The sequence below is a fragment of the Pseudomonas sp. 2725 genome (assembly GCF_050434585.1).
Classification (GTDB): domain Bacteria; phylum Pseudomonadota; class Gammaproteobacteria; order Pseudomonadales; family Pseudomonadaceae; genus Aquipseudomonas; species Aquipseudomonas jessenii.
In genome coordinates this window covers 505,070-527,849 of record NZ_JBNDIV010000005.1, presented here as the reverse complement: position 1 = coordinate 527,849, position 22,780 = coordinate 505,070, and the positions used below count along the sequence as shown (strand labels likewise).

The window sequence follows — 22,780 nt, the reverse complement described above, 5'->3', positions numbered from 1 at the left end:
GCTTCTCTTGCCAACTGGAATTCTTTTGATATCATCCGCGCCATCGAATTTTCGGCACCCAAAGACTTCATTAGCCTGAAGCCAAAGCCAGAAAAACTGGCAAAAAAAAGACCCGGCAAAAAGCCGGGTCAAAAACCGTGATTAGCCTGATGAGGAGATAGTCCAGGAGACCGACCTAAGGTCACCTGGTCCATCGACTGATCTCGCGACCAGTTGATGCAATAATAATCATTCTCGTTTGCAAGTCAAGCGTTTTTACCTGCGCGACAGGAAGATTCTTTCCTGCCCTCTCGATTTGTCTTCTCACCTCAACCGTTTTCATACTTCTCCAGCGATCGATCGACCATCGCCTTGGCCATGTCGATCATGTGCACCGTCGAAAATGCCAGGTCGCGGCTTGCGCCTTGCAGATGATTGGCGGACTCGTACGCGGTGGCGGCAGCACAGCGCAACAGGTCCAGGGCATGGACCAGAGCCTCTTCGCCGCTGATATTGCGGTTTACATCAAAAAAACGCGGCTCGGCCACTCCCTCCGAAACAGCTGGTTTCAAGTAATAGTCCAGCGCGCGTTGTGCCGCCGCTGAGTCCAGGGGCGAGGCAAAGGTGGTGTCGATGTGCATGTCCGGCAGGTCATTGGTGGGTTGGTTCATGGCGATGGCAAGCTCCGTGTTAGATTCAGATCCGTGAACCGATCCTAATACGAACTGTATTTGTGACGACAATTTAAATACTACATTTTGTGTTTTGATGGCTGGAGTCGCCCACGTATCGTGCCGCACATGGATAAATGGATTGAATTGGTCAAGGCCAAGATGAGTGAACTCAAAATCACTCAAGAGATACTCGCCGAGCGCCTCGGGATGTCCCAGGGCGGCATTGGCCACTGGCTCAACAAACGTCGTGAACCCGGCATCGAAGACATGAACCGTGTGCTGCGGGCGCTGGGCCTTGAGTTTCTCGAAGTGGCGCTGGTGATCCGGGAGCCGCAGGCGTCAACGGACGACGAAATCCCCCTGACACAGAAGTACAACCCGTACTTTCGCTACCCGGTCAGTGACTGGCGCGAACCTGCCGAAGTGCGTGACGGCGAGGTTCCGGTGTACGGAAAAGGGCACTTTGAACTGTCCGATTACCACGCCCGGGGGCCGGCATTCTGGTTGAGAGTGGCAGGCGATGCGATGACCGCACCCAATGGCATCAGTATCCCGGAAGGCATGCTGATCCTGGTGGACCCTGCGGTGGACGTCGAGCCTGGCAAACTGGTCATTGCCCAGTGGCCGGGCAGCAACGAAGCCACGTTCCGCAAGCTCATCGAAGAGGGCGGGCAGCGTTATCTGGTCCCGCTCAATCCGACGTATCCGAAAGCCTTGTACACCGAAGAGTGTCGAATCATCGGTGTAGTGGTTCAGGCAACAGCCAGGTTCTGATCAGATCGGTCCTCGCGATGCGTAGGACCGATCTCATTTCACGCTTCTTCCAGTTCGACCAGCGCACTGCCTTCGCTGACCATTTCGCCTTCCTGGCAATACAGCGCCTTGATCACCCCGGCGTGGGGCGCGCGGATGCTGTGCTCCATCTTCATCGCTTCCAGTACCACCAATTGCGCCCCGGCCTCGACCGATTGCCCGGCCTCTACCAGTACCCGGACGATGCTGCCGTTCATGGGAGCGGTCAGCCCGCCCTGATGGCTGTGGCTGGCCTCGACGGCGCTGATCGGGTCGTAAGACTCGATGCGGCGCAACTCGCCATCCCACTGCAAATACACATAGTCGCCACGGCGTATTGCGCGGTGCTGACGGCGCACGCCTTCGTGCTCGGTCAGCAGTTGCTCGCCATTGAGACGTGCGCTGTGGGCATTGATGTCGCCCAGCGTCAGCGCACGGTCCTGACCTTCACAACTCAAGTGAAGAGTGATTTCTCTCGGCAAGCCGGCACGCAGCCCGTTAGGTGCAGCCCACGGCGAACTCGGGTCATCGGCGCGGGTTGCATGGGGCTGGCTCTGGGCGAACGCCTGGGCGGCGGCTTGCCAGAAATCCTCGCTGAGTTCCGCTGGGGTCGGCAGCAACTGTTCCTGATAACGCGGAATGAAACCGGTATCCAGTTCGGCAGTGGCAAATGCCGGGTGGCCTATGATGCGCCGCAGGAAATTGATGTTGGTCTTCAGCCCGCCGATGGCGAATTCGTCGAGCATGCTCAGCAGGCGCAAGCGCGCCTGTTCACGGTCTTCACCCCAGGCAATCAACTTGCCGAGCATCGGGTCGTAGAAAGGCGAAATTTCATCGCCTTCTTCAACGCCGCTGTCCACTCGACGCCCCGGCCCTTGGGCGGATTCGCGATACAGCTCCAGGCGACCGGTCGCCGGCAGGAAATCATTGCCCGGGTCTTCGGCATACAGCCGCACTTCGATCGCGTGCCCCACCAGCGGCACCTGGTCCTGAGTCATCGGCAACGCTTCGCCGCGTGCCACGCGAATCTGCCAAGCCACCAGGTCGAGGCCCGTGATGGCTTCGGTGACCGGGTGTTCGACCTGCAGGCGGGTGTTCATCTCCATGAAGAAGAACTCGCCGCGCGCATCCAGCAAAAACTCCACGGTGCCGGCACCGACGTAACCGATGGCCTGCGCCGAGCGTACGGCGGCTTCACCCATGGCGCGCCGTAGCTCCGGACTCAGGCCTGGCGCCGGGGCTTCTTCGACGACTTTCTGATGACGACGTTGAATCGAGCAGTCGCGTTCGTTGAGGTACAGGCAGTTGCCGTGCTGGTCGGCGAAGACCTGGATTTCCACGTGACGTGGCTTGAGCAGGTATTTCTCCACCAGCATCCGCGAGTCGCCGAACGACGATTGCGCCTCACGCTGGGCCGAGGCCAGGGCTTCGGCCAATTGGCTGACGTCCTCGACCACTTTCATGCCTTTGCCGCCGCCCCCGGCCGTGGCCTTGAGCAACACCGGATAGCCGATGCGTTCGCAGGCGGCGCGGAAGGTTTCCAGGTCCTGGGCTTCGCCGTGATAACCGGGCACCAGTGGCACGCCAGCGGTTTCCATCAGGGCTTTGGCGGCGGACTTGCTGCCCATGGCATCGATGGCCGAGGCGGGCGGGCCAAGGAAAATCAGGCCGGCCGCTTCGATGGCGCGGGCGAACCCGGCGTTCTCCGACAGAAAGCCATAGCCGGGGTGAATCGCCTGGGCGCCGCTGGCCTTGGCGGCGGCGATCAGTTTGTCGATCTGCAGATAGCTGTCGACGGCCTTGCTGCCACCGAGGTCAACCCGAATGTCGGCTTCGCGGCTGTGCCGGGCGTCACGGTCGGTGGCGCTGTGCACAGCCACGGTGGTCAGGCCCAGGGCCTTTGCGGTACGCATTACCCGGCAAGCGATTTCGCCACGGTTGGCCACCAACAGGGTGGTGAGGACAGGTGCGCTCATCAACGGGGCTCCTTGGTGGTTTCGGCTTGCCAGCTCGGCGGACGTTTTTGCAGGAAGGCGCGCAGGCCTTCCTGGCCTTCGGGGCTGACGCGGATGCGGGCGATGGCGTTTTCGGTGTAGCGGCGCAATGCCGGGGTCAGTGAGCCGTCGCCGACTTCGCGCAACAGGTCCTTGCTGGCGCGCATCGCGGCCGGACTGTTGAGCAGCAGGTTGTCGATCCATTGATCGACTTTCTGTTCCAGCTCGGCACCTGCATAGCTCTCCGACAACAATCCGATTTCCCGTGCCCGTTGCCCGCCGAAGCGCTCAGCGGTCAAGGCATAGCGACGTGTAGCGCGCTCACCAATGGCTTGCACCACGAACGGGCTGATTACCGCGGGTGCCAGGCCGATGCGCACTTCCGACAGGCAGAATTGCGCATCATCGGCACCGATGGCCATGTCGCAGCAACTGATCAAGCCCAACGCGCCGCCAAAGGCCGCGCCTTGCACGACGGCCAGGGTCGGAATCTTCAGTTTGGCCAGGTTGTACATCAATTCCGCCAGTTCCCGGGCGTCATCGAGGTTGGTGGCGTAATCGAGCTCGGCCGATTGCTGCATCCAGGCCAGGTCGGCGCCGGCGCTGAAATGCCTGCCGCGACCGCGCACGATCAGAAACCGCAGGCTGGCATCGCTGGCGACTTTGTCGAGGGCGAGTATCAGTTCGCGGATCATTTCGGCATTGAAGGCGTTGTTCTTTTCTTCACGGCTGAGCCACAGCGTGGCAAATCCACGGGGGTCGGTCAGCAGTTCGAGGGTGTTGAAGTCGCTCATATTGTCCGTCTCCACAACTCTGTTCTGTAGGAGCGAGCTTGCTCGCGATGGTCTTGAGGGCGCCGCTGGGTGTCAGGCTTTCAGCGTTATCGTTGACGATCATCGCGAGCAAGCTCGCTCCTACAAAAAATCACATCCGGAACACGCCGAAGCGGCTCGGTTCGATTGGCGCGTTCAACGACGCGGACAAGGCCAGGGCCAGTACGTCGCGAGTCTGGGCCGGGTCGATGACACCGTCGTCCCACAGGCGCGCGCTGGAATAGTAGGGGTGACCCTGTTCTTCGTACTGGTCGAGGATCGGTTGCTTGATCTCGGCTTCCTGTTCGGCGCTGAAACCATGGCCGCTGCGTTCGGCCTGTTCGCGCTTGACCTGCACCAGCACGCCGGCCGCCTGTTCGGCGCCCATCACGCCGATTCGCGCATTCGGCCACATCCACAAGAAGCGCGGATCGTAGGCGCGACCGCACATGCCGTAGTTACCAGCACCGAAACTGCCGCCGATGATCACGGTGAACTTCGGCACCTTGGCGCAGGCCACGGCGGTCACCAGTTTCGCGCCGTGCTTGGCGATGCCGCCAGCTTCGTACTTCTGCCCGACCATGAAACCGGTGATGTTCTGCAGGAACAGCAGCGGGATGCCGCGCTGGCACGCCAGTTCGATGAAGTGCGCGCCTTTCTGCGCCGCTTCAGCGAAGAGGATGCCGTTGTTGGCGAGGATCGCGATCGGGTAACCGTGCAGGTAAGCAAAACCGCAGACCAGCGTCGTCCCGAACAGCGCCTTGAACTCGTCGAACACCGATCCGTCCACCAGCCGCGCAATCACTTCGCGCACGTCAAACGGTTGCTTGGCGTCGGCCGGGACCACGCCGTACAACTCGTCACTGCTGTAGAGCGGGGCGATCGGCGTGCGTTGCTGAACCTCGCCTTGCTTGCGCCAGTTGAGGTTGGCGATGCTGCGGCGTGCCAGTGCCAGGGCGTGTTCATCGCTCTCGGCATAATGGTCGGCCACACCGGAAATCTTGCAGTGCACATCGGCCCCGCCGAGGTCCTCGGCACTGACCACTTCACCAGTCGCGGCTTTCACCAGCGGCGGGCCGGCGAGGAAGATGGTCGCTTGTTCGCGGACCATGATTGCTTCGTCGGCCATCGCCGGTACATAGGCGCCGCCAGCGGTGCAGGAACCCATGACCACGGCAATCTGCGGGATGCCCATGGCGCTCATGTTGGCCTGATTGAAGAAGATTCGTCCGAAGTGCTCGCGGTCCGGGAACACTTCATCCTGACGTGGCAGGTTGGCGCCGCCGGAGTCCACCAGATAGATGCACGGCAGACGGTTCTGTTGGGCGATGGTCTGGGCGCGCAGGTGCTTTTTCACCGTCAGCGGGTAATACGAACCACCTTTGACCGTGGCGTCGTTGGCGACGATCATGCACTCGACGCCTTCCACACGGCCGATCCCGGCAATTACGCCAGCAGCGGGGACGTCTTCGCCATACACCTCGTACGCCGCCAGTTGGCTGATTTCCAGAAACGGTGAACCCGGATCCAGCAAGCGGTTGATGCGCTCGCGAGGCAGCAGTTTGCCCCGCGAGGTATGGCGTTCCTGAGCCTTCGGGCCGCCACCTTGCGCCACTTGGGCGAGCAGGGTGTGCAACGCGTCGACCTGTTTGAGCATCGCCGCGCTATTAGCCGCGAATTCCGCTGAACGGGGGTTGAGCTGGGTATGCAGGGTAGCCATGTGCAGCTCCGTTTAGCGGGTTTCGTTGAACAGTTCGCGACCGATCAGCATGCGACGGATCTCACTGGTGCCCGCGCCGATTTCGTACAGCTTGGCGTCACGCAACAGACGGCCGGCCGGGAATTCATTGATGTAGCCGTTGCCACCGAGAATCTGGATCGCGTCGAGGGCCATTTGCGTGGCGCGTTCGGCGCTGTAGAGGATCACGCCGGCGGCGTCCTTGCGCGTGGTCTCGCCGCGCTCGCAAGCCTGGGCCACGGCATACAGGTAGGCGCGGCTGGCGTTGAGTTGGGTGTACATGTCGGCGACTTTGCCCTGGATCAGCTGGAATTCGCCGATGCTTTGGCCGAACTGCTTGCGGTCGTGGATGTACGGCACGATCAGGTCCATGCACGCCTGCATGATCCCGGTCGGGCCACCTGAAAGGACAACACGCTCGTAGTCGAGGCCGCTCATCAGCACTTTCACGCCGCCATTGAGCACGCCGAGGATATTTTCTTCCGGCACCTCGACGTCATCGAAAAACAGCTCGCAGGTGTTCGAACCGCGCATGCCGAGCTTGTCGAACTTGTTGCTGCGGCTGAAGCCTTTCCAGTCGCGCTCGACGATGAAGGCGGTGATGCCGTGAGGGCCTTTTTCCAGGTCGGTCTTGGCGTAGATCACGTAGGTGTTGGCGTCCGGACCGTTGGTGATCCAGGTCTTGCTGCCGTTGAGCACGTACTTGTCGCCGCGTTTATCGGCACGCAGTTTCATCGACACCACGTCGGAACCGGCATTCGGTTCGCTCATGGCCAAAGCGCCGATGTGCTCGCCGCTGATCAGCTTCGGCAGGTATTTGGATTTCTGCTCGTGGTTGCCGTTACGGTTGATCTGGTTGACGCACAGGTTGGAGTGCGCGCCGTAGGACAACGCCACCGAAGCCGAGCCACGGCTGATTTCTTCCATGGCCACCACGTGGGCCAGGTAACCCAGGCCGGCACCGCCGTACTCTTCCGGCACGGTAATGCCCAGCAGGCCCATGTCACCGAATTTGCGCCACAGGTCGGCGGGGAACAGGTTGTCGATGTCGATCTGAGCGGCGCGCGGGGCGATCTCCTTGGCGACGAAGGACTGAACCTGATCGCGCAGCATGTCGATGGTTTCACCGAGGGCAAAGTTCAGGGATGGATAGTTCATGGGTCACCTTTTGGCTTTTTTGTCGGTTGGTGAGACTGTCAATGGGTTCTCACCTTTACGTTAACGTAAGCCTGTGACGAATGGCTGTCAATCACCCTTTACGTAAACGTCAACTTGAGCGAGAGTAGAGGCAGTTCAAGATAGAACGCGGACCTACCCTGTGGTGATGGCCTGTGGCGAGGGGGCTTGCCCCCGTTGGGCTGCGAAGCTGCCCCAAAATTTTCGATGTCTCGAAGATCTTGTGAGTGCTGCGCACTCAAACGGGGGCAAGCCCCCTCGCCACAGGTTGCTCCCATAGGTAGTCGCGGCAAGCCCATAAATAAAGACAATAGGGGTCGTCATGGATCAACCCAGTGCAAGCCCGCAACGCAGTTACACCCGTGGTTCCCAGGACAAAGCCTTGCTGGCGATGACCATCGGCCAGGCGTTCGACAACACGGTTGCGCAGTACCCGGACGGGGAGGCGCTGGTGGTGCGCCATCAACAGCTGCGTTATACCTGGCGGCAATTGGCCGAGGCCGCGGACCTGCACGCCAGGGCACTGCTGGCGCTGGGGCTGCAAGCCGGGGACCGCCTCGGTATCTGGGCGCCGAACTGTGCGCAGTGGTGCATCAGCCAAATTGCCACCGCGAAAATCGGCGTGATCCTGGTCAACATCAATCCGGCGTATCGCAGTTCCGAACTCGAATACGTGTTGAAGCAATCCGGCTGCCAATGGCTGGTGTGTGCCGGGGCCTTCAAGACCTCGAACTATCACGCCATGGTGCAGGGCCTGGTGCCGGAACTGGCGGAGCAGTCCATCGGCAAATTGCTCAGCGAGCGGTTGCCGGAGTTGCGCGGCGTGATCAGCCTGGATGTGCAGCCGCCCAGCGGTTTCCTCCCGTGGTCGCAACTGACGGATCTGGCTGGCAGCGTGTCTCCTGAACAATTGCGCGAGCGTCAGGAAAGCCTGCATTTCGACCAGGCGGTGAACATCCAGTACACCTCTGGCACCACCGGTTTTCCCAAGGGCGCGACCCTCAGTCACTACAACATTCTCAACAACGGTTACATGGTTGGCGAAAGCCTGGGCTTGACGGCGGTCGATCGCCTGGTGATCCCGGTGCCGCTGTATCACTGCTTCGGCATGGTGATGGGCAATCTTGGCTGCATCACCCATGGCAGTACGATGATTTACCCGAACGACGCGTTCGATCCGTTGCTGACCCTGGGCACCGTGGCCGAAGAAAAGGCCACCGCGCTGTACGGCGTACCGACCATGTTCATCGCCATGCTCGATCAACCTCAGCGTGCCGGGTTCGACCTGTCGAGCCTGCGCACCGGGATCATGGCGGGCGCAACCTGTCCTATCGAGGTGATGCGCCGGGTCATCAGCGAAATGCACATGAGCGAAGTGCAGATTGCCTACGGCATGACGGAAACCAGTCCGGTGTCGCTGCAGACCGGACCTTCAGACGACCTGGAACTGCGCGTGACCACCGTCGGCCGCACCCAGCCGCAGCTCGAAAGCAAGATCATCGACGAAGCGGGCAACCTGGTGCCGCGTGGCACCATCGGTGAGCTATGCACCCGCGGTTACAGCGTGATGCTCGGCTATTGGAACAACCCTGAAGGCACGGCGGACGCCATCGATCAGGCTGGGTGGATGCACACCGGTGACCTGGCGAGCATGAACGACGAGGGTTACGTGTGCATTGCCGGGCGCAACAAGGACATGATCATCCGTGGTGGTGAGAATATTTACCCGCGGGAGCTGGAAGAATTTTTCTTCACTCATCCGGCCGTTGCGGACGTGCAGGTGATTGGCATTCCCTGCTCGCGCTACGGCGAAGAGATCGTCGCCTGGATCAAGTTCCACCCCGGCCACAGCGCCACCGAGCAAGAGCTGCAAACCTGGTGCAAGGAGCGCATCGCGCACTTCAAGACGCCGCGCTACTTCAAGTTCGTCGAGGAGTTTCCGATGACGGTGACTGGCAAGATCCAGAAATTCCGGATGCGCGAGATCAGTATCGAGGAGTTGCGCGAAAAGCAGGAATGAAGAGGAAACCTGTGGGAGCGAGCTTGCTCGCGATGAGGGTGTGACATTCAACATTTGTGCTGACTGATCCACCGCCATCGCGAGCAAGCTCGCTCCCACAGTGTCTTGAAGAGTTTTCAGAATCGCAGACAGCACAAAGGGGAGCCGAAGCTCCCCTTTAATTTTCGTTGCGCGTGCTCTTTTTTTATTATTGAGGGTCGGTCTGTTTTTGTTTTTGGCAACCGTTGCCCTTTACCGCTGTTTTTGGCGATCCCCATTCGGGATCAAGAGCAAACGTATTTTTTTGAGCGCTGATCTACTTTCTCGCTGAGCGATCCAACCAGTTCGGGAGCTACCTGAAGGTAGTTTTATTATTCTCTGCCCGGTTGCGGGTAACTCCGAAAAGCACCCTGAAAAGCACATCTTCTCCAAAAAAATCTGTTAGCTGCGTCTCTGCCGTGTTGTTTTTGTTATGTCAGAGTCGTTACGTCTTGTTTTTATTAGGTTTGCCGCAATTTTTTTATTCTTGTTATGCGATAGATATAGCAGGAGGCGTGCCAACTTTATAAAAGCCTTTAAAATCAATGGTTTGAAAATTTTTAGGGTTTTGCGCCTCAGGCAAAACCCTACATTTTGTTTCCGTGTTACTCGCTTGCGCCCACGTTTGAGTCCGTGCGGTAACACCCGGACACACTCAGCGCACTCACTGTGCGCTGCCGGCCTTGGCCACGCGGGAGCCGGTAGGGCGACCCAATACCGTGCAAATCTGCTGGCCGGCGAGCATCAAGGCGTCGAGGTCGATTCCGGTGTCGATGCCCAGGCCGTTGAGCAGGTAAACCACGTCTTCGGTGGCGACGTTACCGCTGGCGCCCTTGGCGTAGGGGCAGCCGCCGAGACCTGCGATGGAGCTGTCGAACACCGAGATGCCTTCCAGCAGGCTGGCGTAGATGTTGGCCACAGCCTGGCCGTAGGTATCGTGGAAGTGCCCGGCGAGTTTTTCCCGGGGCACCTCCTTCGATACCACTTCAAACATCTTGCGGGTTGCGCCAGCGGTGCCGGTGCCGATGGTGTCCCCCAGCGAGACCTCATAGCAGCCCATGGCATACAGCTCGCGGGCGACCATGGCGACCTGCTCCGGGGCGACATGACCTTCATAGGGGCAGCCCAGTACGCAGGACACATACCCGCGCACAGTCACCCCATGTTGTCTGGCGGCGTCCATGATCGGCCCGAAACGCTCCAGGCTTTCGCTGATCGAGCAATTGATGTTGCGCCGGGAAAACGCTTCGGACGCCGCCGCGAACACGGCCACTTCCTTGACTCCGGCGGCGAGGGCATCTTCGAAACCGCGCAGGTTGGGGGCGAGCGCGCCGTAGACCACGCCCGGTTTGCGCTGGATCTGCGCGAAGACCTCAGCGGAGCCGGCCATCTGCGGCACCCACTTGGGCGAAACGAAACTGCCGACTTCGATATAGCCGAGCCCGGCTGCGGTCAGTGCGTCGACCAGTTGCACCTTATCGGTAACACTGATGGGTTGGGCTTCATTTTGCAGGCCGTCGCGTGGGCCGACTTCGACAATGCGTACGTGGGTGGGGAGGGACATGGGGTTCGACCTGTGCTGATTGTTCGGAGAACCCTGTAGGAGCGAGCCTGCTCGCGATGGGCTCCCAGGCACCGTGTTTATCCAGCAAACACGCGTTATCGTTAACGACCATCGCGAGAAGGCTCGCTCCTACAAGGGGTCGGGTTTTACTGAATGACTTCCTGGCTTTTGAGCGTCTGCTCCAGCGCCTGCACGCAGCGCTCTTCGGCGGTATCGAGCTCCAGTTTCATCTGTTCGATGTCCAGCATTTGCTGTTCAAGCTGCTCCCGGCGCTCACTGATTTTCGCCAGCATGCTGTGCAACTGTTTGGTGTTACCGCTGGACGGATCGTAGAGCTCGATCAGCTCGCGGCATTCAGCCAGGGAGAAACCGATGCGCTTGCCCCGCAGGATCAGCTTCAGGCTGACCTTGTCGCGGGGCGAGTAAATGCGTTCCTGGCCACGGCGCTCGGGGCTGAGCAGGCCTTGCTCTTCATAAAAGCGAATGGCACGGGTGGTGATGTCGAGCTCGCGGGCGAGATCGGAAATGCTGTAGGTCTGGCTGCTCATGGACGCGCTCGCAAAAGGTCATGGCGCTAAGCTAATGGCAGGTTGACGTTTACGTCAAGGGGCAGGTTTTTCCGGTGTGGAGAAGGGCCTCATCGCGAGCAAGCTCGCTCCCACAGGGATCTGTGTCGGACACAAGTATTGTGTTCGCTGGATACCTACTGTGGGAGCGAGCTTGCTCGCGATGGGGGCACCTCGGTATCAAGCCCTACACCTTCTCGAGCTTTTTCTCCTGCGCCGTCACCTGCTGGCACAACTCGATCATCTGCTCGCGCATCCAGCGGTTCGCCGGGTCCTGGTCAGTGCTTTCGTGCCAGTAGAGGTGGGTTTCCACCGGCGGTACATCGTTGACCGGCAGATAAAAGGCGTGCAAATCGTTACGACGGGCGAAGCGTTCCGGTACGGTCATGACCATGTCGGTCTGCTGCAACACTTGTGAGGCCATCAGGTAATGCTGGGAGCGCAGGGCGATCTTGCGCTGAATGCCCATCTTGCCCAGCGCCAGGTCGACATAGCCGAGGCCGCTGCGACGACTGGAAATATGGATGTGGGTCAGGCTCAGGTAATCGTCCAGTGTGAGTTTTTCCTTGCCCGCCAGCGGATGCCCCTTGCGCATGGCACACACGTAGCGGTCCTCCATCAACTTGACGTGACGCACCTGCGGGTCGGTGTTGAGCGGCGCATCCACCGCGAAGTCGAGGCGTCCGGCGGCCAGTTCCTTGGTGGTTTCGCGACGTTTGGACAGGAAGCTTTCGATGATCACCGCCGGAGCCAGGCGGCGCAGGCGCTGGAACAGCGGCGGCAGGATCACCGCTTCGGTCAGGTCGGTCATGCTGATGCGATAGGTCTTGACCGCTTGCTGCGGGTTGAAAATGCGGCTTTCCTGCACCGACACGCGCAGCAGCGAGAGCGCGTTGCGCACCGGGCCGATGATGTTCTGTGCCATGGGCGTGGGCACCATGCCCTGGGCGGTGCGCACGAACAACGGGTCGTTGAAGGTCTCGCGCAACCGGGCCAGAGCGTTCGACACCGCTGGCTGGGTAATGCCCACAATCTGCCCGGCGCGGGTCAGGTTGGCTTCGGTGTAGATCGCGTCGAAGACGATGAAAAGGTTGAGATCGACCTTGCTCAGATTCATTACGCGGCTCTCTTATTGTGTGGGCGGGCTGACCGTGACGATCAGCCGATCATATATCGGTGATGAATGTTTATACACGCCGAGAATAGGCTAGGTAAATTATCAACGCTGTTCTAGCATCGATACATGACCTAAAACAACCTCCCCCAAGAAGGTATCTCGCTCATGGATTTCGCTTATTCGCCCAAGGTTCAGGAACTGCGTGAGCGCGTAACAGCGTTCATGGACACCTACGTCTATCCCGCCGAAGCCGTGTTCGAGCGCCAGGTCGCCGAGGGCGATCGCTGGCAGCCGACGGCGATCATGGAAGAACTGAAACTCAAGGCCAAGGCCGAAGGCCTTTGGAATTTGTTTCTGCCTGAGTCCGAACTGGGTGCCGGCCTGACCAACCTCGAATACGCGCCACTGGCGGAAATCATGGGCCGCTCGCTGCTGGGGCCAGAGCCGTTCAACTGCTCGGCACCGGACACCGGCAACATGGAAGTGCTGGTGCGTTACGCCAACGAAGAGCAGAAACAACGTTGGCTCGAACCGCTGCTGCGGGGCGAGATCCGCTCGGCGTTCGCCATGACCGAACCGGATGTCGCGTCCTCCGACGCCACCAACATGGCCGCCCGTGCCGTGCGCGATGGCGACGAGTGGGTGATCAACGGCAAGAAATGGTGGACCTCGGGTGCTTGCGACCCGCGCTGCAAAATCCTGATTTTCATGGGGCTGAGTAATCCGGACGCGCCACGTCACGCCCAGCACTCGATGATTCTGGTGCCGGTGGATGCGCCCGGTGTGAAGATCGTGCGTCCACTACCGGTGTTCGGTTACGACGATGCACCTCATGGGCACGCCGAAGTGCATTTCGAAAACGTGCGGGTGCCCTACGAAAACGTCCTGCTGGGCGAAGGGCGCGGCTTCGAAATTGCTCAAGGTCGCCTTGGCCCTGGCCGGATTCACCATTGCATGCGTTCGATCGGCATGGCCGAGCGCGCCCTGGAACTGATGTGCAAGCGCTCGGTGAACCGCACAGCGTTCGGCAAGCCTCTGGCACGCCTGGGCGGCAACATCGACAAGATCGCCGACTCGCGGATGGAGATCGACATGGCACGCCTGCTAACGTTGAAAGCGGCGTACATGATGGACACCGTCGGCAACAAAGTGGCGAAAAGCGAGATCGCGCAGATCAAGGTCGTCGCGCCAAACGTGGCATTGCGGGTGATCGACCGGGCGATCCAGATCCATGGCGGGGCAGGGGTTTCCAACGATTTCCCGCTGGCCTATATGTATGCAATGCAACGCACCCTGCGCCTGGCCGACGGCCCGGACGAAGTGCACCGTGCGGCAATCGGCAAGTTCGAAATCGGCAAATATGTGCCGAAGGAGATGATGCGTAGCGGACACTAAGACCGCGGCGCCTGCCATTCGCGAGCAAGCCCGCTCCCACATTGGATCTCTCCACGGCGAAGATTCAGTGTGGGAGCGGGCTTGCTCGCGAAGGCGTCATTCCATTCAATGCACCAACATCTGGCTCAATACACCCAAACCTCAACCCGCCGATTCTTGATCCTTCCCTCATCGGCGCTATTGGCCGCCACCGGCATTTCGGCACCGAATCCGCGAATCTCGCGAAACACCACGCCGCTCTTCACCAACTCCCGCCGTACCGCCATGGCCCGCAGCTTCGACAACAGATCGGCGCGCGCCGGGTCGCTCTTGGCATCGCCAAACCCCACCAGCGTCACTTGCCCAGCCGTTTTGTCGTGCTGCTTTATATAGTCGAGCACCCGCCACAGGTCTTGTCGGGCCTTGTTGTCCAGGGTGGCGCTGCCTTCCTCGAAACGGAAGTTCACCGACAACCGCTGAGCATGTCTGCTTAGCGCCTGATAACCCTCTGGCATCAACGCATTGGGGGTAACGGCCATGGCCTGGACGGTTTGGGCAATAAAACCGTTGGCGGCCACAATGGCCTGACCCTTAGTGCTTTGGGCAAACGCCACCAGGGCATTGGCCCAGGGATTTTTTCCGTTGGGTGGCAGATAGAAGAACAGCCGACGGGACAGCGGATAATCTTCCGTGGCAATCAGGCTGTTGAGCGGCGGCATGGCTTGCGATTGACCGTCGACAATGGCCACGGCTTTAGCCTGGCGCACGTAGGGCAAACCGATGAAACCGATGCCTTGCGGGTCTGCGCTGACCGCATCGGACAATTGTTCGCTGGACTCGAAGCGCTTCGCCGCACCGCCGAGGGTTTTCCCATGGCCGCTGAGGACCAGTTCCTTGAAGGTGTCGTAGGTCCCGGACTGATTATCCCGTGCATACAGATGAATCGGCCCGCCGCGACCGCCAATGTCTTCCCAGCTCTTCACCTCGCCACTGAAAATGCGCGCCAGCTGCACTGTGTCGAGTTGGTTCAGCGGATTGTCCGGATGAAGGACGATCGCCAGGCCATCGATGGCAATGACCTGTTCGGCGCTCGGGCTTTTCAGGTCGCCGAGCGATTGCAGGCTGGCCAGTTCGCTGTCCTTGATCGGGCGCGACGAGGCGGCCAGATCGGCGCTGGCTGCTTTGAGTGCAGTGAAACCGGTGCTGGAGCCATGGGCCGCTACCTCCACCACGACCCGACGGCCCTGAACGGTTTCGCCGACGATGCGCAGTTCGTTGGCGGTGTCCGGGGTTTCACGGCGGATCTTGCGCAGGCCCTGTTCACTCAACAGACCCTCGACCAGTGCCGGCCCCAATGCCGCACCGATGGTGTTGGAACCCTGAATCCGCAGCGCCGGGCCGTGTTCGGGTGTCGGCAAGTCGCCGGCCGAGGCCGCCTGCGGCAAGCCCGTGCACAGCATCAACAGGAACAACACGCGCAGCATCATGCCGGCACCATATATAGCCAAAGGAGGTGTCGGGAGATTAAGTCAGTAAGGTTTCCGAAAAATGACAAATTGCAGTGGTGGTCCCCTGTGGGAGCGAGCTTGCTCGCGATGGGGCCTTTACATTCAATATCGATGTTGAATGTAAGACTGCTATCGCGAGCAAGCTCGCTCCCACAGGGGATTGTGGTTGGTCCTGAATCAGCTCAACTCAAGCCAGATCGGCGCATGGTCCGAAGGTTTTTCCATGCCTCGCAGTTCATAGTCCACACCGGCGGCCTTCACCCGTGGCAACAGGCCGTGGGAGGCGAGGATCAGGTCGATGCGCAGGCCACGTTTGGGCTCGTCTTCGAAGCCACGGCTGCGATAGTCGAACCAGCTGAAGGTGTCGGTCACGTCCGGGTTCAAGTGACGGAAACTGTCGACCAGGCCCCAGTTTTTCAGGCGGGCCATCCACTCGCGCTCTTCCGGCAGGAAGCTGCACTTGCCGGTTTTCAGCCAGCGCTTCATGTTGTCCGGGCCGATGCCGATGTCGCAGTCTTCCGGGGAAATGTTCACATCGCCCATCACCACCAGCGGCTGGTCGTTCTTGAACTGGCTTTCCAGCAATTGCTGCAAATCGCCGTAGAAACGCTGCTTGGCCGGGAACTTGGTCGGGTGGTCGCGGCTTTCGCCCTGTGGGAAATAACCGTTCATGATGGTCACCGGTACGCCGTTGGCGTCGGCGAAGGTGCCCCAGATGAAGCGTCGTTGGGCGTCTTCTTCGTCGGTGGCGAAACCTTTATGCAGGGCCAGCGGCTCCTGGCGCGAGAGCAGGGCGACGCCGTAATGGCCTTTTTGCCCGTGGAAGTACACGTGATAACCCAGGGCCTGCACCTCGGCCAGCGGGAACTGTTCGTCGTGGACCTTGGTTTCCTGCAAGCCGATCACATCGGGCTGGTGCTTTTCGATCAGCGCCGCCAGCTGATGGGGGCGGGCGCGCAGCCCGTTGATGTTGAAGGAGACGATCTTCATGGTCGGCAGTCCTGGCAAAAGGGCGATGCTAGCTGACATGTGGGAATCGGGCCAGTGTGGGGTGAGGGGATTCGGCTGTGCCTGTCAGATGTGTATGGGCAGTGATGGCCCTTTCGCGAGCAAGCCCGCTCCCACAAAAGCAAGGCTGGCGCATCACCTGTGGGAGCGGGCTTGCTCGCGAAGGCGATTTCATTGCCTACACTCATTTCGGAACTGTGTCAGCGCCAACAGGCTCGTAACAACAAGAGCGCAGCCACCCGAGCTGTGCCGGGGAGATCAACCGTCATGCCCGAAACCTCGACCGCCATCGCCGATATTCACATGCTCGACAGCGGCTACGGCCGCGAAGCGCGTTCGTTGCTGTACCAGGCTTATCGACACGAGCCGACCTTCGGCTATCTGTTCGAAGCCGAGCGCCCCGGCTACGAACAGCGGGTTCGCGCCACAGTGCGCGAGTTGGTGACCCAGCACTTTTTTCAGGACCTGCCGGCCATCGGCCTGCTGGTCAACGACCGCCTGATCGGTATCGCCCTGATCGCACCGCCGCAACGTCGCCTCGGCGTCACCGAAAGTTGGGCCTGGCGCCTGCGCATGGTGCTCAGCACAGGATTTCGCTGCACCCGTCGCTACCTCGAATATCACGATGCCGTGGAAGCCTGTCTACCGAACGACTCGGTGCACGTCCTGCCGTTGCTGGGGGTTCATCCGCAGTTCCAGGGAAAACATTTCGGTGAACAACTATTGCAAGCCGTGCACAACTGGTGCGCAGTGGATGAAAATTCACAGGGCGTGATCCTCGATACCGGGAACCCTCGCTACCTGGAGTTCTATAAGCGCCAGGGCTATCAGGAAATCGGTGAAGTTGCCGTAGGACCGATTCGCGAGCACGTGTTTTTTCACCCCAATCCCCAGGTGTTACATACTGCAACCGCTTGAACGGCGAACTTTCTTTGCATGTCAGGCTCTATCACGCTTCCATGTTCATGATCCATGCTCGTGATAGCATCCGCGCCTATGAAGTTTCCAGGAAGAATTACCAGCGGTGTGCTGATGCTGATGACCAGCTGCGCAGCGCTGGCAAAAAGCGAATTGGATGTACGGATCAAACCGTCCAATGACGAGCTGAAAGCCAATATCGAAGGCTATATCGGCAGCCTCGGCGATCGCGATGAAGAAGCGTTGCTGCGCTTCAGCCGTGGCGCCGAAGAACAGGCGCGCAAGGCCGCCCAGGCCTTGGGCTATTATCAGCCGCACATCGACAGCGAGGTGAAGGGCGGCGAAAAGCCGCGCCTGGTGTTGACGGTCGACCCCGGCGAGCCGGTGCACTTGCGCAACGTCACGGTGCGCGTCGACGGTCCGGCAGCCTCCCTCAAGGCCTTTCGAATTCCCAAAAGCGACGCGCTCAAGCCCGGCGCCGTGCTCAACCATGGGCATTACGAGGACGCCAAGCGCCTGATCCAGAATCAGGCTTCGCGTTATGGCTTTTTCAGCGGCCGTTTCACCCGTTCAAAACTGTCGGTCGACCCCCGTGCCGGCGTCGCCGATATCGAACTGATCTATGAAAGCGGTCCGCGCTATACCTTGGGCAAGGTCAGTTTCGAGGGCGATACGCCGTTCGATGACGAGTTGCTGCAACGCATGGTGCCGTTCAAGACCGGCACGCCGTATGACTCGGAACTGATCGCCGAGCTCAACCAGAACCTGCAATCGAGCGGCTACTTCGAAGGCGTGCGCGTGGACGCGGCACCCACGGCGTCCAGGGACGAGGCGATCCCGGTGGACGTCAAGCTCGAAACCCGCAAGCCGCGGACCATGGGCCTGGGCCTGGGTTTCTCCACCGACGTCGGCCCGCGGGCCAAGGCCAACTGGACCCGGCACTGGGTCAACGCGCAAGGGCACAGTTATGGCTGGGAAACCGAAGTCTCGGCACCTCGGCAAAACGTCGGGTTGTTCTACGACATTCCGCTGGACCCGCCACTGACCGACAAACTGCGTTTTGCCGGTGGCTACCAGAATGAAGAAATCGCCGATAAGGACAGCCACAGCAAGCTGCTGACCCTCGGCCCCGAGTGGCACAGCAAACTGCCCAGCGGCTGGCAACGGGTGGTGTCGCTGAAGTGGCAGCGCGAGGATTATCAACTGGGCGATGACTCGGGACTCAGTACCTTGCTGATGCCCGGTGTGAGCTATTCGTACCTCAAAAGCGACAACCGCATCGACCCGCACAACGGTTATCGCCTGCAATTCGAATCCAAAGTGGCCAAGGAAGGTCTGGGTTCCGACAGCAACCTGCTCTACGGCACGGCATTGGTCAAAGGCCTGACCACGGTGTTCGATAAACACCGCCTCCTCGGGCGGGTGCAGGTCGGCGGCAGTGCCACCAACGGTTTCAAATCGGTGCCGCCATCGCTGCGCTTCTTCGCCGGTGGCGACCAGAGCGTGCGTGGCTACGACTATCAGAGCCTGTCCCCGGAAAACTCCGACGGCGACCGCATTGGTGGCCGCTACATGGTCGCCGCCAGCGCGGAGTATCAGTATTCCATCGCGGAAAAATGGCGGATCGCGACCTTTGTCGATCAGGGCAACTCCTTCAACACGCTCGAACTGCCGAACCTCAAGACTGGCGTCGGTATCGGCGTGCGCTGGGTATCGCCGGTGGGGCCGATCCGCCTCGACCTGGCCCACGCGCTGGACGACGATGGCGGTATTCGACTGCACTTTTCCATGGGGCCTGAGCTTTGAAGCGTGGTTTGAAAGCAACACTGCTGACGATGGCGGCGCTGCTGGCAGTGGTTGTCCTGACGCTGGCCACGGTGCTGGGCACGGCGACAGGCAGCCGCTGGGCATTGGGTTTCGTGCCGGGCTTGACCCTGGAAAACTTCCAGGGCCGGCTGGGCGGGCAGTGGAGTGCCGACCGGGTGCTGTGGCAGCAGGACAGCAACCGGGTTGAACTGAGCAAGGTGATTTTCGCCTGGTCGCCGTTGTGCCTGACCCGCATGACCCTGTGCATCGAGCAATTGCAGGCCGATCAGGTCAGCCTGACGTTCCCGCCGGGTGCCGAAGAGCCAGGCAGCGGCCCGATCACGCTCCCGGAGCTGAAGTTACCGTTGGCCCTCGAACTGGGAGAGATCAAGGTCGGCAGCCTGTTGTTCAACGGCAGCGAAGAGCTCAAGGGCATGCAATTGGCGGCGCACTGGACGACGGCCGGTTTGAAGATCGACGCGCTATCGATACAGCGCGATGATCTGAGCCTGAACCTCTCCGGCCTGTTGCAACCTTCCGGCAACTGGCCCCTCAGCGCCTCCGGCAAGTTGACCCTGTTGTCGACGCCTGAGCCGCTGGCGCTGGCGCTGAAAGTCGACGGCGACCTGCTCAAGACCCTGAACCTGAACGCCGACAGCAGCGGTTACCTCAACGGGCAACTGACCGGCGAACTGCAACCGCTGGTGGAAAACCTGCCGGCCAAGGTGCGGATCACCGCCGATGGCTTCAAGCCCAGTGCCGATCTGCCGGACACCCTGCAACTCAATCAGCTTGAACTCACGGGGGCAGGCGACTTGAAGAACGGCTACGCGCTGCTCGGCAAAGCCACACTGCCCGTCGAGCAAGGGCCCGTCACCCTGGCGCTGCAAGGCAAGGTCGACGCCAAGGGCGCGCAGATCGCCGCGCTGGACCTGACCGCCAACGACAAGCAAAGCCTCAAGCTCACCGGACAGCTGGATTGGAGCAAGGGCTTGAGCGCCGAGGCGAAGATCGACTGGCTGGATTTCCCGTGGCACAGGCTCTATCCGCTCATCGACGAACCGCAGGTAGCGCTTCGCACGTTCACCGGCGAAGTCTCTTACACCGACGGCAAGTACCTTGGGCATTTCGCCGCGGCGGCGGATGGTCCGGCCGGCGCCTTCACCCTGGCCAGCCCTTTCGCGGGCGACCTGACGAAAATCTATCTGCAACAGATTCAACTCCAGGCCGGGCAGGGTAAGGCTGAAGGGCACCTGGACCTGCAATTTGCCGACGGCATTGCCTGGGACACCGCGCTGGACCTGTCGGCGATCAACCCGGCGTACTGGGTCGCGGAGCTGCCGGGCACACTGGCCGGGCCGTTGCGCAGCACGGGTGAGATGAAGAACGAGGTGCTCAGCCTCAATGCCGACCTGGACCTCAAGGGCAAACTGCGCGGTCAGCCTGCGGTGATCCAGGCCAAGGCCGATGGCCGTGGCGAGCAATGGAACCTCAAGACCCTGCAAGTTCGCCTCGGCGACAACAGCATCAGCGGCAAAGGCAGCCTGCAACAGAAACTCGCCGGCCAGATCGATCTCAAGCTGCCGCGCCTGGCCCAGCTCTGGCCGCAACTGCGCGGCCAGCTCAATGGCCGCGTGGATGTCGCCGGCACACTCAAGGCGCCCCAAGGCAAGCTTGACCTGCAAGGTTCGCAACTGGCTTTCCAGGACCATCGCCTGCAAAGCCTGAACCTGGACGCCACGCTGGACAGTGCGCAACGGGCGAAAGTCGACCTCAAGGGCAGCGGCATCCGGGCCGGTGACACTTCACTGGGAACCCTGACCGCCAGCGGCCAGGGCGATATCAAGAGCCAGAAGCTGAACCTCGATCTGCAAGGGCCGAAGCTGAAACTGGCGCTGGGTCTGGACGGTGCGCTGGACAAAGGCAATTGGCGCGGACGCCTGGCCAGCGGTGATATCCAGGCCGGTGGCCAGGACTGGAAGCTGCAAGGGCCGGCGAAACTCGAACGCCTGGCGGACGGCAAAATCACCTTTGGCGCCCATTGCTGGGCCTCCGGCCAGGCCAGCCTCTGCGGTGAAGACGCGCGCCTGATGCCCGAGCCGAAGCTGCGTTATCACCTCAAGCAATTCCCGATCGACAGCCTCGCGCAGTGGTTGCCGAAGGATTTCGCCTGGCAGGGTCGGCTCAACGCCGACCTGCAACTGGACCTGCCGGCCAGTGGCCCGAACGGCCAGGTCAGCGTCGATGCCGGCGGTGGCACGTTGCGCATCAAGGACAAGGATCAGTGGCTGGACTTCCCGTACCAGACCCTGAAACTCACCAGCAAACTCACGCCCAAGCGCATCGACACCGAGCTCAACTTCGTCGGTGGCAAACTCGGCGAACTGATGGTGCAGGCGCAGCTCAATCCGTTGCCGAAGAACAAACCGTTGAGCGGCTCGTTCCGCTTGAGCGGGCTGGACCTTTCAGTGGCGCGACCGTTCGTGCCGATGGTCGAGAAACTGACCGGGCGCTTGAATGGCAGCGGCACGATTTCCGGTGGGCTGCTGGCACCGCAGGTCAATGGCAGCCTGCAACTCAGCGACGGTCAGATCTCCGGTCCTGAGTTGCCAATGGAGCTGAAAAATCTGCACCTCCAGGCGCTCATCGCCGGTGAAAGCGTGCAACTGAACGGTGGCTGGGACAGCGGCAAGGCCGGGCATGGCAGCCTGAACGGCAACGTCGCCTGGGGCCAGGCGCTGGTGGTGGATCTGGCGCTCAAGGGTTCGCAGTTGCCAGTCAGCGTCGAGCCTTACGCCAAGCTGGAAGTCGCACCTGACCTGAAAATCTCGATGAAGGGCGATGAGTTGGCCATCGCCGGCAAAGTGCTGGTGCCTAGGGGCGACATCACCATTCGCGAGTTGCCGCCATCGACGGTCAAGGTCTCCGATGACACGGTGATCGTCGGTCAGCAGACCGAGGAGGGCAAGCCGCCGCTGGCAATGAAAATGGACATCGAAGTGCTGGTCGGTGAGGACAAGCTGAGCTTTGCAGGATTTGGCCTGACCGCGAATGTGCAGGGGCATGTGCACATCGGCGACAACATGGACACCCGTGGCGAGCTGTGGCTCAACGATGGGCGATATCGCGCCTACGGCCAGCGGCTATCGGTGCGCCGGGCACGCTTGCTGTTTGCAGGTCCTATCGATCAGCCGTACCTGGACATCGAGGCCATTCGCAAGACCGACGACATCATCGCCGGCATTCGTTTGAGTGGCAGCGCCGAGCAGCCGACCACGCAGATCTTCTCCGAACCGGCCATGAGCCAGGAGCAGGCCCTGTCCTATCTGGTGCTCGGGCGTCCGCTGAGCAGCAATGGCGAAGACAACAACATGCTCGCCCAGGCGGCCCTCGGGTTGGGCTTGATGGGTAGCTCCGGGGTGACCAGCGGCATCGCCAAGAACCTGGGCATCCAGGACTTCCAGCTAGACACCCAGGGCAGTGGCGATGCCACCAGTGTGGTGGCCAGCGGCAATATTTCCGAGAAGCTCAGCCTGCGCTATGGCGTCGGCGTGTTCGAACCGGCCAATACCATTGCCCTGCGCTACAAGCTGAGCAAGAGGGTCTACCTCGAAGCCGCCGGCGGCGTGGCCAGTTCGCTGGACATCTTCTACAAGCGGGATTTCTAGGCCTGCGTTTTCGTTAAAACCGAGTTGCCCCCATCGCGAGCAAGCTCG

Annotated in this window: 16 protein-coding genes; 6 read left to right on the top strand and 10 right to left on the bottom strand. The window is 60.7% G+C overall.

From position 1 onward, the window contains the following. Positions 1–308: 308 nt before the first annotated feature. A complete protein-coding gene (locus tag ABIE16_RS17245) occupies positions 309–650 on the bottom strand; it encodes a DUF6124 family protein (RefSeq protein WP_090456664.1) in 342 nt (113 codons plus the stop codon). A gap of 129 nt (positions 651–779) precedes the next feature. Between ABIE16_RS17245 and ABIE16_RS17240 the strand changes: the two genes are divergently transcribed. Continuing rightward, positions 780–1,427, top strand: a complete 648-nt coding sequence (locus ABIE16_RS17240) for a LexA family protein (RefSeq protein ID WP_150812591.1) — start codon at positions 780–782, stop codon at positions 1,425–1,427. A 38-nt stretch (positions 1,428–1,465) separates the two neighbouring features. Here ABIE16_RS17240 and ABIE16_RS17235 read toward each other — a convergent pair whose 3' ends face one another. The 4 genes from ABIE16_RS17235 to ABIE16_RS17220 all read right to left on the bottom strand — a co-directional run bounded on the left by ABIE16_RS17235 (position 1,466) and on the right by ABIE16_RS17220 (position 7,147). Beyond that, positions 1,466–3,421 carry an acetyl/propionyl/methylcrotonyl-CoA carboxylase subunit alpha gene (locus ABIE16_RS17235; RefSeq protein ID WP_429521631.1) on the bottom strand — a complete coding sequence of 652 codons (1,956 nt, stop codon included), beginning with the start codon at positions 3,419–3,421 and terminating at the stop codon, positions 1,466–1,468. Next, positions 3,421–4,233, bottom strand: coding sequence for a gamma-carboxygeranoyl-CoA hydratase (locus ABIE16_RS17230; RefSeq protein WP_429521630.1), 813 nt, complete (start codon positions 4,231–4,233; stop codon positions 3,421–3,423). Before ABIE16_RS17230 ends, ABIE16_RS17235 begins: the two co-directional genes overlap by 1 nt. A gap of 130 nt (positions 4,234–4,363) precedes the next feature. Then, entirely contained in the window at positions 4,364–5,971 is a 1,608-nt protein-coding gene (locus ABIE16_RS17225; protein ID WP_090456656.1) for a carboxyl transferase domain-containing protein, read from the bottom strand. Positions 5,972–5,983: 12 nt separating this feature from the next. After that, a complete protein-coding gene (locus ABIE16_RS17220) occupies positions 5,984–7,147 on the bottom strand; it encodes an isovaleryl-CoA dehydrogenase (protein WP_340314095.1) in 1,164 nt (387 codons plus the stop codon). Between the two features lie 340 nt (positions 7,148–7,487). Here ABIE16_RS17220 and ABIE16_RS17215 point away from each other — a divergent pair, with 340 nt between their 5' ends. Further along, positions 7,488–9,185, top strand: a complete 1,698-nt coding sequence (locus ABIE16_RS17215; RefSeq protein ID WP_429521629.1) for an AMP-binding protein — start codon at positions 7,488–7,490, stop codon at positions 9,183–9,185. Positions 9,186–9,867: 682 nt separating this feature from the next. On the opposite strand, the gene ABIE16_RS17210 is transcribed toward ABIE16_RS17215, so the two are convergent. From ABIE16_RS17210 to ABIE16_RS17200, 3 genes are all read right to left on the bottom strand, one after another. After that, entirely contained in the window at positions 9,868–10,767 is a 900-nt protein-coding gene (locus ABIE16_RS17210) for a hydroxymethylglutaryl-CoA lyase (RefSeq protein ID WP_429521628.1), read from the bottom strand. Between the two features lie 146 nt (positions 10,768–10,913). Next, complete coding sequence (locus ABIE16_RS17205) at positions 10,914–11,315, bottom strand: MerR family transcriptional regulator (protein ID WP_057714129.1); 402 nt, start codon at positions 11,313–11,315, stop codon at positions 10,914–10,916. A gap of 205 nt (positions 11,316–11,520) precedes the next feature. Further along, on the bottom strand, positions 11,521–12,450 hold the full coding sequence (locus ABIE16_RS17200; protein WP_090456650.1) for a LysR family transcriptional regulator: 930 nt from the start codon (positions 12,448–12,450) through the stop codon (positions 11,521–11,523). A gap of 165 nt (positions 12,451–12,615) precedes the next feature. On the opposite strand from ABIE16_RS17200, the gene ABIE16_RS17195 reads away from it, so the two are divergent. After that, positions 12,616–13,845 carry an acyl-CoA dehydrogenase gene (locus ABIE16_RS17195; protein WP_095059574.1) on the top strand — a complete coding sequence of 410 codons (1,230 nt, stop codon included), beginning with the start codon at positions 12,616–12,618 and terminating at the stop codon, positions 13,843–13,845. 125 nt (positions 13,846–13,970) lie between these two features. Here ABIE16_RS17195 and ABIE16_RS17190 read toward each other — a convergent pair whose 3' ends face one another. Then, positions 13,971–15,311 carry a phosphate ABC transporter substrate-binding/OmpA family protein gene (locus ABIE16_RS17190; protein ID WP_429521627.1) on the bottom strand — a complete coding sequence of 447 codons (1,341 nt, stop codon included), beginning with the start codon at positions 15,309–15,311 and terminating at the stop codon, positions 13,971–13,973. Between the two features lie 198 nt (positions 15,312–15,509). Continuing rightward, a complete protein-coding gene (xthA, locus tag ABIE16_RS17185; RefSeq protein ID WP_057714133.1) occupies positions 15,510–16,322 on the bottom strand; it encodes an exodeoxyribonuclease III in 813 nt (270 codons plus the stop codon). Between the two features lie 285 nt (positions 16,323–16,607). Between xthA and ABIE16_RS17180 the strand changes: the two genes are divergently transcribed. The 3 genes from ABIE16_RS17180 to ABIE16_RS17170 all read left to right on the top strand — a co-directional run bounded on the left by ABIE16_RS17180 (position 16,608) and on the right by ABIE16_RS17170 (position 22,732). Then, positions 16,608–17,258, top strand: a complete 651-nt coding sequence (locus ABIE16_RS17180) for a GNAT family N-acetyltransferase (RefSeq protein WP_218496187.1) — start codon at positions 16,608–16,610, stop codon at positions 17,256–17,258. A gap of 78 nt (positions 17,259–17,336) precedes the next feature. Then, the gene (locus ABIE16_RS17175; protein ID WP_429521626.1) at positions 17,337–19,064 is read left to right on the top strand and encodes an autotransporter assembly complex protein TamA; all 1,728 of its coding nucleotides are present in this window, start codon (positions 17,337–17,339) and stop codon (positions 19,062–19,064) included. Next, a complete protein-coding gene (locus tag ABIE16_RS17170) occupies positions 19,061–22,732 on the top strand; it encodes a translocation/assembly module TamB domain-containing protein (RefSeq protein WP_429521625.1) in 3,672 nt (1,223 codons plus the stop codon). Before ABIE16_RS17175 ends, ABIE16_RS17170 begins: the two co-directional genes overlap by 4 nt. Positions 22,733–22,780 lie beyond the last annotated feature (48 nt).

Excerpts from the sequence above, each read along its gene's own strand:
- ABIE16_RS17245 (WP_090456664.1), bottom strand. The coding sequence starts at position 650 with ATGAACCAACCCACCAATGACCTGCCGGACATGCACATCGACACCACC.
- ABIE16_RS17240 (WP_150812591.1), top strand. The coding sequence starts at position 780 with ATGGATAAATGGATTGAATTGGTCAAGGCCAAGATGAGTGAACTCAAA.
- ABIE16_RS17235 (WP_429521631.1), bottom strand. The coding sequence starts at position 3,421 with ATGAGCGCACCTGTCCTCACCACCCTGTTGGTGGCCAACCGTGGCGAA.
- ABIE16_RS17230 (WP_429521630.1), bottom strand. The coding sequence starts at position 4,233 with ATGAGCGACTTCAACACCCTCGAACTGCTGACCGACCCCCGTGGATTT.
- ABIE16_RS17225 (WP_090456656.1), bottom strand. The coding sequence starts at position 5,971 with ATGGCTACCCTGCATACCCAGCTCAACCCCCGTTCAGCGGAATTCGCG.
- ABIE16_RS17220 (WP_340314095.1), bottom strand. The coding sequence starts at position 7,147 with ATGAACTATCCATCCCTGAACTTTGCCCTCGGTGAAACCATCGACATG.
- ABIE16_RS17215 (WP_429521629.1), top strand. The coding sequence starts at position 7,488 with ATGGATCAACCCAGTGCAAGCCCGCAACGCAGTTACACCCGTGGTTCC.
- ABIE16_RS17210 (WP_429521628.1), bottom strand. The coding sequence starts at position 10,767 with ATGTCCCTCCCCACCCACGTACGCATTGTCGAAGTCGGCCCACGCGAC.
- ABIE16_RS17205 (WP_057714129.1), bottom strand. The coding sequence starts at position 11,315 with ATGAGCAGCCAGACCTACAGCATTTCCGATCTCGCCCGCGAGCTCGAC.
- ABIE16_RS17200 (WP_090456650.1), bottom strand. The coding sequence starts at position 12,450 with ATGAATCTGAGCAAGGTCGATCTCAACCTTTTCATCGTCTTCGACGCG.
- ABIE16_RS17195 (WP_095059574.1), top strand. The coding sequence starts at position 12,616 with ATGGATTTCGCTTATTCGCCCAAGGTTCAGGAACTGCGTGAGCGCGTA.
- ABIE16_RS17190 (WP_429521627.1), bottom strand. The coding sequence starts at position 15,311 with ATGATGCTGCGCGTGTTGTTCCTGTTGATGCTGTGCACGGGCTTGCCG.
- xthA (WP_057714133.1), bottom strand. The coding sequence starts at position 16,322 with ATGAAGATCGTCTCCTTCAACATCAACGGGCTGCGCGCCCGCCCCCAT.
- ABIE16_RS17180 (WP_218496187.1), top strand. The coding sequence starts at position 16,608 with ATGCCCGAAACCTCGACCGCCATCGCCGATATTCACATGCTCGACAGC.
- ABIE16_RS17175 (WP_429521626.1), top strand. The coding sequence starts at position 17,337 with ATGAAGTTTCCAGGAAGAATTACCAGCGGTGTGCTGATGCTGATGACC.